The 11,725-nt window shown below is 72.2% G+C and carries 11 protein-coding genes and 1 pseudogene; 9 read left to right on the forward strand and 3 right to left on the reverse strand.

Annotation, left to right across the window (positions count from 1 at the left end):
- Positions 1 to 77 precede the first annotated feature (77 nt).
- Together D3105_RS30240 and D3105_RS30245 are read right to left on the reverse strand one after the other, a co-directional pair.
- Positions 78 to 1,274: a globin domain-containing protein gene (locus D3105_RS30240; protein WP_118906103.1), complete on the reverse strand. Its 1,197-nt coding sequence runs from the start codon at positions 1,272 to 1,274 to the stop codon at positions 78 to 80.
- 91 nt (positions 1,275 to 1,365) lie between these two features.
- Positions 1,366 to 1,812 (reverse strand): RrF2 family transcriptional regulator, encoded by a 447-nt coding sequence (locus D3105_RS30245; protein ID WP_118906104.1) that lies wholly within the window; start codon positions 1,810 to 1,812, stop codon positions 1,366 to 1,368.
- A gap of 177 nt (positions 1,813 to 1,989) precedes the next feature.
- On the opposite strand from D3105_RS30245, the gene D3105_RS30250 reads away from it, so the two are divergent.
- The 6 genes and pseudogenes from D3105_RS30250 to D3105_RS30275 all read left to right on the forward strand — a co-directional run bounded on the left by D3105_RS30250 (position 1,990) and on the right by D3105_RS30275 (position 7,190).
- Positions 1,990 to 3,396, forward strand: coding sequence for a family 2B encapsulin nanocompartment shell protein (locus tag D3105_RS30250; RefSeq protein ID WP_118906105.1), 1,407 nt, complete (start codon positions 1,990 to 1,992; stop codon positions 3,394 to 3,396).
- Between the two features lie 35 nt (positions 3,397 to 3,431).
- On the forward strand, positions 3,432 to 4,475 hold the full coding sequence (locus tag D3105_RS30255; RefSeq protein WP_118906113.1) for a family 2 encapsulin nanocompartment cargo protein polyprenyl transferase: 1,044 nt from the start codon (positions 3,432 to 3,434) through the stop codon (positions 4,473 to 4,475).
- Positions 4,476 to 4,562: 87 nt separating this feature from the next.
- A complete protein-coding gene (locus tag D3105_RS30260) occupies positions 4,563 to 5,159 on the forward strand; it encodes a GNAT family N-acetyltransferase (protein WP_118906106.1) in 597 nt (198 codons plus the stop codon).
- 67 nt (positions 5,160 to 5,226) lie between these two features.
- Positions 5,227 to 5,649: pseudogene (locus tag D3105_RS30265) on the forward strand (DUF6304 family protein); the annotation flags it as partial.
- A 213-nt stretch (positions 5,650 to 5,862) separates the two neighbouring features.
- Positions 5,863 to 6,831 (forward strand): DUF1648 domain-containing protein, encoded by a 969-nt coding sequence (locus D3105_RS30270; protein ID WP_118906108.1) that lies wholly within the window; start codon positions 5,863 to 5,865, stop codon positions 6,829 to 6,831.
- 2 nt (positions 6,832 to 6,833) lie between these two features.
- Positions 6,834 to 7,190, forward strand: coding sequence for a GntR family transcriptional regulator (locus D3105_RS30275; RefSeq protein WP_006127498.1), 357 nt, complete (start codon positions 6,834 to 6,836; stop codon positions 7,188 to 7,190).
- A gap of 169 nt (positions 7,191 to 7,359) precedes the next feature.
- Here the strand turns inward: D3105_RS30275 and snpA are convergent, their stop codons facing one another.
- Positions 7,360 to 8,016 carry a snapalysin gene (gene snpA / locus D3105_RS30280; protein WP_118906109.1) on the reverse strand — a complete coding sequence of 219 codons (657 nt, stop codon included), beginning with the start codon at positions 8,014 to 8,016 and terminating at the stop codon, positions 7,360 to 7,362.
- Positions 8,017 to 8,331: 315 nt separating this feature from the next.
- Between snpA and D3105_RS30285 the strand changes: the two genes are divergently transcribed.
- The 3 genes from D3105_RS30285 to D3105_RS30295 all read left to right on the forward strand — a co-directional run.
- Entirely contained in the window at positions 8,332 to 9,285 is a 954-nt protein-coding gene (locus D3105_RS30285) for a LysR family transcriptional regulator (RefSeq protein ID WP_118906110.1), read from the forward strand.
- Positions 9,286 to 9,378: 93 nt separating this feature from the next.
- Entirely contained in the window at positions 9,379 to 10,377 is a 999-nt protein-coding gene (locus tag D3105_RS30290; protein ID WP_240647077.1) for an NAD-dependent epimerase/dehydratase family protein, read from the forward strand.
- 154 nt (positions 10,378 to 10,531) lie between these two features.
- The coding region (locus D3105_RS30295; protein WP_240647078.1) for a choice-of-anchor A family protein at positions 10,532 to 11,725 on the forward strand (1,194 nt) is incomplete at its 3' end.

An 11,725-nucleotide genomic window follows, 5' to 3' on the forward strand; every position in this document is an offset into this window, starting at 1 on the left:
GACGAGCACGAGCGGGGCGGGCCGGGGGGCGGGCTGGTCACCCGCTCATTGTCGCCTGCCGTCGTGGACCGGGCGTTTCAGGAAGCGGCCAGCCAGAGGTCCGGGCCGAACACCTCGTAGTGGACGTCGGCCGGCCGGACCCCCGCCTCCAGGAGCTGGGCCCGGACGGCCCGCATGAAGGGGAGCGGGCCGCACAGATAGGCGTGCGTTCCCGGTCGTACGGTGATGCCGGCCAGGTCGACGAGGCCGGTGCGGTTCGCCGGCTGTCCGGCCTCCGGGGTCTCGTACCAGAAGTGCGCCTCGGCGTCCGGGAGCTTCTCCGTCAGCCGTACGTGGTCGGTGCGCAGGGCGTGGTCGGCCGGTGAGCGGTCGCCGTGCACGACGGTGACCGGGCCCCGGTGACCTTCCTGGGCGAGGTACTCCAGCATCGACAGCATGGGGGTGCAGCCGATGCCCGCCGATGCCAGCAGCAGGGGCGCGTCCAAGTGGTCCAGTACCAGGTCCCCGTACGGGACGGAGACGCGCAGCAGGTCGCCCACGCGGGTGTGCTCGTGCAGGTGGCCGGAGACCTCGCCGTCGGGCGAGCCCTGGCCGCGCACGCGCTTCACGGTGATCGACCGGAGTCGGGAGCCGGGGGCGCAGGAGAGGCTGTACTGGCGTATCTGACGGGCCCCGTCCGGGAGTTCGACCTGTACGGAGACGTACTGGCCGGGCCGGAAGGCGGGCGCGGTCGTGTCCTGGGCGGGGCGCAGCAGGAACGTGGCGACGTCCTCGGTTTCCTCGACCCGGGCGGCCACCTCCCACGCGTGCCAGACGTCGCCCGCCAGGACGCCCTGCTGGGCGTAGAGGCGTTGCTCGACGGCGATCAGGGAGCCCGCCATCAGCCAGTAGACCTCGTCCCAGGCAGCGGCGACCTCCGGGGTGACCGCGTCCCCCATGACATCGGCGATGGCCGCGAACAGATGGGTGTGCACCACCTCGTAACTCTCCGGGGCCACCCCGAGCGAGGCGTGCTTGTGGGCGATCCGGTCCAGCATCACATCGGGCCGGGTGCCGGGCCGCTCGACCAGCGCGGTCGCGAACGCGGCGATGGACCCCGCGAGTGCCCGTCGTTGGTCGCCGGAGGCCTGGTTGCCGCGGTTGAACAGGTCCCGCAGCAGCTCGGGGTGGGCGGCGAAGAGCTTCTCGTAGAAGAGGTCGGCGATGTCCCCGATGGCCGCTCCGACGGCGGGAAGGGTGGCGCGGACGGTGGCGACGGACCGGTCGGAGAGCATGAGGCTCCTTATTATTGGAATGCTGGATGCGTATTCAAGGGCAGGGGAAGTCGCCCCGCGTGGGGGTGTGCGCGAGTGCGCGGGCCGGGTGTCAGTCGGGTGGTGGGCCGCTGCCGATGCCGAGCAGGAGCGGGCCGGTGGGGGAGGCGACGAGGTCGGTGACGGTGATCGGGTCCAGTGCGGCGTAGAAGGCCTCCTGGGCTCCGCGCAGGGCCCAGCGCAGCCGACAGGCGGAGCGGAGCGGGCAGGGCGTGTCGCCCTCGCACTCGACGACCTCCTCCGGTCCCTCCAGCTCCCGCACCAGCGAGCCGATCGACGCGGAGCGGCCGGCCGAGGTCAGGGTGAGCCCGCCGCCCCGGCCGCGCCGGGCGTCGAGGAGGCCGAGGTGCTGGAGTCGGGCGACGACCTTCGCGGCGTGCGTGTACGGGACCCGCATGGTGGCCGCCACCTCGCGGGTGGTCGGCGCTTCCGCGTTCTCGGCGACGGCGAGCCGCATGAGGAGGCGGAGGGCCACATCGGTGAATCTCGTCAGCCGCATGGGCTCAGCGTAGATAAGTTGCACAGGGTATGCAAATTAAAGGAGTGGTCCGGTGGCGGGGATCAACGTGCCCCACCTGAAGGCGGATTAGTCACACTCTTTTGTGTAATGGCGGGCCTCCCCCTCCTGCTGAAAGTCTTTTCCTCGCAGGTCAGCCCATGATCGAGAGGACGTCAGATGTCCGTTGGTGAAGAGGTTCGCGACACGCAGGCGCCGCCGCAGCAGAGTCTGGGGACGGCGGCTGCGCGGAACCTCGCGACGACCACCAAATCCGCGCCGCAGATGCAGGAGATCACCTCGCGGTGGCTGCTGAAGATGCTGCCGTGGGTGCAGGTACAGGGCGGTACGTACCGGGTGAACCGTCGGCTCAGCTATTCGGTCGGCGACGGCCGGGTGACCTTCGTGCAGACCGGGGACCGGGTGGCCGTGATCCCCGCCGAACTGGGGGAGCTGCCCGCTCTGCGCGACTTCGGGGACGAGGAGGTCCTCGCCGAGCTCGCCCGCAGGTGCGAGCAGCGGGACGTGGCCGCGGGGGAGGTGCTCGCCGCCTCGGGGGACGCGGCGGACCGGGTCTATCTGCTGGCGCACGGCAAGGTCGAGAAGATCGGCTCCGGCCTCTACGGGGACGAGACGGAGCTCGGGGTCCTCGCCGACGGCGCGTACTTCGGCGACCAGAGCCTGGTCGACGGCGACGCCGTCTGGGAGTACACCGCCCGCACGCTCACCCCGTGCACGCTCCTCACCTTGAGCCGGGCCGACGTGTACAACCTCGCCGAGCGCGCCGAATCGCTGCGTGGCCACCTCGCGGGGCTGCTCTCCATTCCGCATCAGCGGACCAACCACTACGGCGAGGCGGCGATCGACCTCTCCGCCGGCCATGTCGGCGAGGCGGTCGTCCCGCACACCTTCGTCGACTACGACGCGGCGCCCCGCGAGTACGAACTGAGCGTCGCCCAGACCGTGCTGAAGGTCCACAGCCGGGTCGCCGACCTCTACAACCAGCCGATGAACCAGACCGAGCAGCAGTTGCGGCTCACGGTCGAGGCGCTGCGCGAGCGCCAGGAGCACGAGCTGATCAACAACAGGGAGTTCGGCCTTCTCAACAACTGCGACTACGGGCAGCGGATCCAGCCGCACGACGGGGTGCCCAGCCCGGACGACATGGACGAGCTGCTCTCGCGCCGCCGCGGATCGAAGCTCTTCCTCGCCCACCCGAAGGCCATCGCCGCCTTCGGCCGCGAGTGCAACCGGCGCGGACTCGTCCCGGAGAGCGTCGACATCGGCGGCCACCACGTGCCCGCCTGGCGCGGGGTGCCGATCTTCCCGTCCAACAAGATCCCCGTCACCGACGCCCGCACCACCTCCATCATCTGCATGAGGACCGGCGAGGCCGAGCAGGGCGTCATCGGCCTCCAGCAGACCGGCATCCCCGACGAGATCGAACCGAGCCTCTCGGTCCGTTTCATGGGGATCGACGAGCAGGCGATCATCTCCTACCTCGTGACGGCGTACTACTCCGCCGCCATTCTGGTACCGGACGCCCTCGGAGTGCTGGAGAACGTCGAGGTCAGCCGCTGGCGCTGACTCCGAGTCACCCCCCCAGGGAGTTGACCGTGACCATGACCAGTACGGACGCAGCGACGGAAGGGCACGAGGCCGCGGCGCTCCTGGAGCGCACCCGCGCCGTCGTCGACCCGCATCTGCGATCGGCCGTGGAGTCGTTGCCCGGCGGCATACGCCGGATCGCGATGTACCACTTCGGTTGGCAGAACGCCGACGGGACCCCCGCCGCCGGCCAGGCCGGAAAAGCCATCAGGCCGGCCCTCGTGCTGGCCGCCGCCCGCGCGCTGGGGGGCGATCCGGAACGCGCCGTCCGGGCCGCCGTCGCCGTCGAGCTCGCCCACAACTTCACCCTGCTCCACGACGACGTCATCGACGAGGACACCACCCGCAGGCACCGGCCCACCGCCTGGGCGGTCTTCGGCATCCCGGACGCCATCATCACCGGCGACGCCATGCTCGCCCTCGCCCAGCGGCTGCTCGCCGAGGACCCGCATCCGGCCGCAGCCCCCGCCGCCGCCCGGCTCTCCACCTGCGTCATCGAGCTGTGCGCTGGCCAGCAGGCGGACTGCGCCTTCGAGGAGCGCGGCCCCGACGAGGTCACGCTCGACGAATGCCTCGCCATGGCGACCGCCAAGACCGGAGCCCTGCTCGGCTGCGCCTGCGCGCTCGGCGCCCTCTACGCCGGGGCGGAGGACCGGGCCGTCCGTGCGATGGACGGGTTCGGGCGGGAGGCCGGGCTCTCGTTCCAGCTCATCGACGACCTGATCGGCATCTGGGGTGATCCCGACCGCACCGGCAAGCCCGTCGGGGCCGACCTGTCCGCCCACAAGAAGTCCCTGCCCGTGGTCGCCGCCCTCACCTCGGGCACCCCGGCCGCCGCCGAGCTCGCCGCGCTCTACCGGGGGCCCATGAACACCGCCGCCGAGGTGAGCAGGGCGGCCGACGCGGTGGACCGGGCCGGCGGGCGGGACTGGGCCCAGGTCTGCGCGGCCGACCGGATGGCCCGCGCGGTCCACCACCTCTCCCGGGCGGTCCCCGATCCGAGCGCGGCGGGCGACCTGCTGGCGCTGGCCGAATTCGTCACCCGCCGGACCAGCTGACCCACCTCGGGTGACCAGCGGCGCGCTGTCAACTCTAGTATTCCGGAGGTTGGTTGAAGGAAGGCAGCAGAGAGGCGGCAGCCCGTCATGGGTATACGGATCCAGCAGGCGGAGCAGCGAGACCGGGAGCTCGTCGTCTCGGTCATGGAGGAGGCTTTCCACGACGATCCGGTCAGCAGCTGGGTGTTCCCCGACGAGGCGCACCGGCGGGCGGTGCACGGCAGGTTCCTCGGCGTCTTCGTCGACGTCGCCCTCGCCGAGGGCCGCATCGACATCGCCGAGGACGAGGCGGCGGTGGCCCTGTGGCTGACGGTGCCGGCCGGGGCCCCCGAGGAGGAGGACCCCACACCCGCGCTGATGCGGCAGACCGCCGACCCGGACAACGAGCGCTGCGAACTGGTGGGCAGGCTCACCGGGGTGGTTCACCCGCACGACCGTGCACACGCCTATCTGCTGATGATCGGCGTCCGTCCCGGCCGCCAGGGAGAGGGCATCGGGGCGGAGCTGATCGGAGCGGAGCTGGAGCGCTGCGACCGGGAGGGTGTGCCGGCCTATCTGGAGGCGAGCAGCGCCCGCAGCCGGGTGCTGTACGAGCGGCTCGGGTTCCGCTTCCTCGGCCGCACGGTCGACCTGCCGGACGGGCCGCCGATGTATCCCATGTGGCGTGAACCCCAGGCAGGTTGACGTCCCGCGGCTCTCCTGCGGAGGGCGGTACGGAAGCTGTCCGAGGCGGGGGCTACAGTCCCTGCTCATGACAGATGAGTCGTGGGCCGGCTGGTACCGGGACAACAAGGGTTCCGACGCCGCCGTTCTCACCACGGACGGACAGCGGATCCGGCTCCGGGTCAGAGGGGCCGACTTCGAGGGCGAGAGCTTCGAGGGCCTGAGGCCCGGCGCGGGCGCCCCGCCGGAGGACGGGGCGTTCGGTCTCCGGGACGGCGCGCTCACCGACTGCGTCCTGGAGTGGGACCGGCCGCTGCCCGTCCTCGTCGCGGGCACGCTCCGCCACGCCACACTCACGTGCCTGCTCTCCCTGCGCCGGGCCGACCCGGATCTGCACCTCGCTCTCCATCTGGACGGCGCGGTGTACGAATCGGCCCGCGCCGAGCGCGACTTCGCCGCGGCCCTGGCCGCCGTCCAGCGGATCCTGCCGGACGACGTCAGCCTCCAGACGCGTGTCCCTTGGCCCGGAGCCGCCTGACCCGAAGCTGTGCAGCCGCCGCCGACAACCTCCCGACGGCCTCCCCCGACCTCCCGTCAACGACGACCCGCTCGCGTCCGCCCCGTACCGCATCCCGGTACGGGGCGGACGCGCGTTCCCCCGTGGCCTTCCCCCTGTTGCCTCCGCCATATTGTTCTACTAGCATGCGAACAACGGAGGTTTTCCATGACAAGCAAGAACCTTGGCCGCGTCACTCTCGCCGCCCTGCCCTTTGTGCTCGCACTCCTCATCGACCTCACGCTCTACGCCGCCATCGCGGACCGCCTGCCCGACCGGCTGGCCGTCCACTTCGACGCCGGCGGATCCGCCAACGGATACACGAGCTTCACCGCCTATCTGCTCTACACGCTCCCCTCGCTGCTGGTGCTCGGCGCGCTGTGGGTCTTCATCGCCGTCAAGGGCAGGCTCCACGGCCGCACCTACCGGTGGCTCATCGGCGGTGGCTTCGCCGTGGCCGCGTTCCTCGGCTATCTGCTGATCGCCGTCCTGTTCGTCAACGTGGATGCCCCCGAAGGCGGTTCGGCCGACGGGCTCCCGCTCTGGCACATCGCGGTGGCCCTCGGGGCGGCCGCTCTCGCCGGAGCGCTCGGGCTGCTGCTGTCCCGGCTGGCCCCCGCGCCCGAGGATCCCCGTGGCCTGGATCCGGCGACCCGGGAGAGGATCATGCTCGCCGACGGCGAGGTGGCCGCCTGGGGGCGCGGCATCGGCGCCTGGTGGGCACCCGTCGCCGTGCTGGTGCTGCTGGCGGCCGGTGTCACCGTCGGGTGGGAGCAGAGCTGGTTCATCAGGGTGCCGCTGATCCTGCTCGCCCTGGTGACGGGCACCTTCTGCCGCCCCCACGTCACCGTGGACCGGCGCGGCCTCACCGTCACCGGCCTGCTGCCCCGGCCCCGGGTGCGGGTGCCGCTGGAGCGGATGGAGGTCGCGGACAGCCGCCCGGTCAACGCCCTCGCGGAGTACGGCGGCTGGGGCTATCGCATCCGCCCCGAGCGCAGCGGCGTCATCACCCGCTCGGGCGAGGCCATCGTCGTCAGCCTGACGAGCGGACGCGAGTTCGCCGTCACGGTCGGGGACTCGGCCACCGGCGCCGCTCTGCTCAACACCCTGCTCGACCGGCAGCGGGCGGGGCGCTGACCATGCTCTTCCGGGTCGATCCGACCTCCACCGTGCCGCTCGGTGACCAGATCGCCGCCTCGGTCCGGCGCGCGGTCGCCGAGGGCGCCGTGGCCCCGGGCGAGCGGCTGCCCGCCGCCCGGGCGCTCGCCGAATCCCTCGGCGTGAACGTCCACACCGTCCTGCGCGGCTACCAGCGGCTGCGCGAGGAAGGGCTCATCGAACTGCGCCGCGGCCGGGGCGCGGCGATCACCGCGGGCGCCTCGCCGCAGCGTGCCCGGCTGTTGGAGAGGGTGCGCGAAGCGGTCGCCGACGCCCGGGACCTGGGCATGACCGAGGACGAACTGCTGACCCTCGTCCGTAACGAACTCGACGCCTGACAGGGGGAGGCGTCGGGGATCGCGCAGAGGACCGTTCCGGAAGCGGAACGGCCCTCTGTCGTGTGGGGGGTGCCGGCCGGTCCCGGGGCACGGGACCGGCCGGACGAGCGCCACGGCGTCGTGAACGCGATGACGCCAGGGGCGCGACGGCGCCGGGAGTGCGACGGCGTCAGGAAGCGGAACGGGCGAGCGAGGCCAGGCCGTTCTGCCACAGCTGGTTGACCCGGGCCCGCTCGTTGGCGTCCGGCTGCGCGTTGGTGCAGGACGGGCCGGGGCCGCCGCCGGACATCAGTTCGCTGCACGGACCGGAGTAGTTGTCCGGCAGGCCGAGCACGTGCCCGGTCTCGTGCGTGGTGACGCGGGTCGAGTCGTACTGCTGGTTCTGGGCGTAGTCCAGGAAGATGTACCCGCGGCCGTGGCCGTCGGTGCTCGCGTAGGAGCCGCGCGGGTCGTTGCCCTCGCGGTACGTGAAGTCCGCGCCGGAGCCCTCCTGGAGCTGGACGTTGGAGACCGAGCTGTTCCAGATCCGCGTGCTGTTGGCTATCTGGCTGCGGAAGGACGGCGCGCCGGAGGCGTCGTAGGTGACGGTGACGGCCTTGATGCCCGGGTTGGCGGCGCGCTTCTCTGCGACGGACTTCATGACCGCGTCGAGGAAGGCCCGGTTGGCGGCGGCGTTCTCGCCGGAGCCGTTGTACGCGGCGATGGTGGAGGAGGCGGAAGGGGCGGCAGGGGCCGGAGCGGCGAGAGCGACCGGTGCGGTGCCCAGCGCGGCGACGAGACCGAGGCCGGCGGCGGCGGTGGCGACGGCGTTCTTGAGGTGTCTCATGGGGGGATTTCTCCTACCTGTCCGAACGAACCCACGCCGTGGGGGTGTCCGCTGAACGGACAAGGCGTGGGGCGGTACGGGGAAGAGTGTGGTGCAGCGCACAGTCGCCGGGGATGATGCCGAACGGCGATAGCGCCGCCCTATCGCCGCCCGGGCCTCTTCTTTGCGCACGTCAGCCTCTCACCGTCATGCCATGCCCACGTCATTAACACGGCATCGCCACAGTCCTCCGAGCCCAACACTCCCTGAATTGCCGCCGTTTGGTGGGGTTCCGACGTCTGGTGTGCGGCGGACGGCGGTCATAGTCTCCGCTCCATGGAGCTGGAGGTGAGACACCTCAAGGCGCTGTGCGCCATCGCCGACACGGGCAGTCTGCACCAGGCGGCCCGCCGTCTCGGCGTGAGCCAGCCCTCCCTGACGACCCAGCTGCGGCGCATCGAGAACGTGCTCGGCGCCGAACTGTTCCTCCGTGAACGGACCGGCTGCCGCCCGACCTCCCTGGGCCGGGCCGTCCTGAGCCGGGCCCGGCCCCTCGTCGACGGCATGAACGACCTGGTCACCGCGGCGCTGGCGGAGGCCGAGGCCACCCGCCCCCGTGGCTCCCGGCTGCGCATCGGCTCCACCGCGAGCCGGGTCATCGGCGGCTGGCTGCGCCGGCTGCGGGTCGCCCTGCCCGGTACGGACATCTCCCTGCGGGTCGACGTCTCCGCCCACGCGCTGCTGCGCTCGGTCGCGGCGGGCCGCCTGGACGTCGCCTTCGTGCACGAGGTGGAGGGCTGTCCGCTCACGCTGCCGGAGGGCCTGGAACAGCGCGTACTCGTGGACCGGGAACCGCAGTTCATCTCCCTCTCCCGCGACCACCCGGCCGCCCGCCGCCGGGTGGTGGAGCTCGGGGACCTCGCGGGCGACCCGTGGATGGTCGATCCGACGGTGGACGGCGAGTGGGACGGCGTACGCCGGGTGCTCGGCGCCGCCGGACTGAACCCGCCGGTCCTGCACGGCGACTACCTCACCGCCGCCTCCCTCGTCGTGCTCGGCGAGGCCGTCGCCCCCTGCCAGCCGACGTCGGGCCCGCGCGACGACATGGTGATCCGCCCGCTGCTGGGCGACCCGCTCGCGGTACGCCTCCTCCTGGTCTCCCGGCCCGGGGCCGACATCGAGGTGGTGTACGCGCAGTTGGAGGACGCCTACCGGGACGCGGCGCGACGGGCGAGCGGCTACCACGAGTGGCTGCTGCGCCATCGCTCGCCGCTGGCCCGCACGCCCTGACCCGGACGGTTCCGCACGCCCCTGGAGAGTTCCCCGTTCTGCTGACAGCGTGTGCGGGTTCCCCCGCCGCCCGCCGGTGGGCAGAGTCATTCCATGAGGCTTCTGATGCTGGGCGGTACGGAGTTCGTCGGGCGGGCCGTCACCGACGCGGCGCTGGAGCGGGGCTGGGATGTCACGGTGTTCCACCGCGGCCGCCACGCGCCCCCGCCCGGCGTGAGCGCGCTGACCGGGGACCGGACCGCGGGCGAGCGGGGGCTCGCGGCGCTGGCGGGGAGCGGGCGGGTCTGGGACCTGGTCGTCGACACCTGGAGCGGTGCCCCGGCGGCCGTCCGGGACGCCGCCCGTCTGCTGTCCGGCCGGACCGGACACTTCAGTTACGTCTCCAGCCGCTCGGTGTACGCCTGCCCGGCCACTCCCGGACTCGACGAGAACGGCCCGCTGGTCATCGGCGCCTCGCCGGACGACGGCGGGGACGTGCCGTACGACCGGGCCAAACGCGGCGGTGAGCTGGCCGCCCTCGACGCCTTCGGGAACCGGGCCCTGCTGGCGCGGGCCGGACTGATCATCGGTCCCGGGGAGAACATCGGCCGACTTCCCTGGTGGCTGTCGCGGATCGCCCGCGGCGGCCCGGTGATCGCCCCCGGCCGACCCGAAGCGGAGCTCCAGTACATCGACGTCCGGGACCTGGCGGCGTGGATCCTCGACGCGGCGGCGGACGGGCTGCACGGCCCGTACAACACCGTCAGCCGCCCCGGCCACGCGACCATGGGCGAGCTGCTGGAGGCCTGCGTACGGGCCACCGGCTCCGACGCCGAACTGCGCTGGACCGATCCGGAGGTCCTGCTGGCCGCCGGGGCCGAGCCCTGGAGCGACCTGCCGATCTGGCTGCCGCCGGGCGAGCTGTACGACACGATGCACCGCGGCGACCACACCAGGGCGCACGCGGCGGGGCTGCGCTGCCGCCCGGTGGAGGAGACCGTGGCGGACACCTGGTCCTGGCTGCGCGCGCTCGGCGGCACGGCGCCCCAGCGCCCCGACCGCCCGGCCGTCGGCCTCGACCCCGAGCTGGAGGCGAAGCTGCTGGCGCTCTGACAGGCGACGGCGCTCAGACGGTGGCGCTCCGGCGCTCCGACACGCCGCTCCTGTGCGCGTGTCGCGCGAAGAAACCACCCATAGGCCTACGCAACGGGTCAAGAGCGGCGTGTCATACAAAACGACAAAGTGATGACCATGCATATTGCGCGGCATGGAACAGAAGGCGCGCAGGCGCGGCAACGCAATCCGGGCAGCAGTGACAGTGGCCACGGCCGCGGCGATGGTGGGCGTGCTGGCCCCGGCCGCGGGTGCCGATCCGCTGCCGGGCGGACTGGGACCCTGCCTCGGCAGCTCCTGCCCGCCCAGCTGGAACGACCCCAACAACGGTCCCGTCGTCGGCTTCGACAGCAACATCAACGTCTTCGTCGGCGGGGACTTCCTGGTCCGCGAGGCGGCGGCCGAGGCGGAGGGCAAGGTCGTCACCCTCGGCGAGTTCGACATGAACAAGCGGGAGGGGGTCTCGCAGGTTTACAACGTCGGCATCGCGGGCGTCGGTTCGCGGGTGCCGCCGCCGGACGGCTCCGACTATCTGACGACGGGCGGGGACATCACCATCGCCGACGGCCAGCGCCTCCTCGCCGAGGAGGGTGAGCACTCCGGCCGCGTCGCGTACGCCGGGGCGCTCACCGGCACGGTGAACCCCACCACCGCCCCGCGCTTCGACGCGGACGCGGCCGCCCCGTACACCCAGCTGCGCCCGCAGCTCACCGAGGCCAGCCGGTGCTACGCCTACGACGGCGACGAGCACCGGGAGGCGACGGGCACCTGGCAGCAGGTCGGCGACCTCATGACCTTCACCGGCGACGGCACCTCCGCGATCCAGATCTTCGACGTGGACGCGGACCTGGAGTCCGAGACGGGCGGCAACACGGGCTTCGTGTTCAACGGGATCCCCGAGGGCGCGACCGTCCTGGTCAACGTGTACGGCAGCACCCGCAGCGTCGCCACGTTCATGGGCTCGTTCCCCAACGAGGGCCTCCGCGAGAACCTCCTGTGGAACTTCCCGGACGCCACCGCTCTGTCGCTGAGCGGCCCGGCCCAGTTCGAGGGCAGCGTTCTGGTGGGCCGGCCGACGAGCTCCACGGTGCTCAGCATGAGCGGCACCAACGGCCGCTTCTACACGGCGGGTTCGCTCACCCACACCTCGCAGGGCCAGTCGGGCGGCCAGGAGATCCACGCGTACCCCTTCGACGGGGACCTGCCGTCGTGCGCCCCCGACCCGACGCCGACTCCTACTCCGACGGACCCGACTCCTACTCCGACGGACCCGACTCCTACTCCGACGGATCCGACTCCGACCCCAACGCCGACACCGACCGACCCCACCCCGACGCCGACGGATCCG

Origin of the sequence: Streptomyces globisporus, from assembly GCF_003501885.1 — a bacterium.
Lineage (GTDB): Bacteria > Actinomycetota > Actinomycetes > Streptomycetales > Streptomycetaceae > Streptomyces > Streptomyces globisporus_D.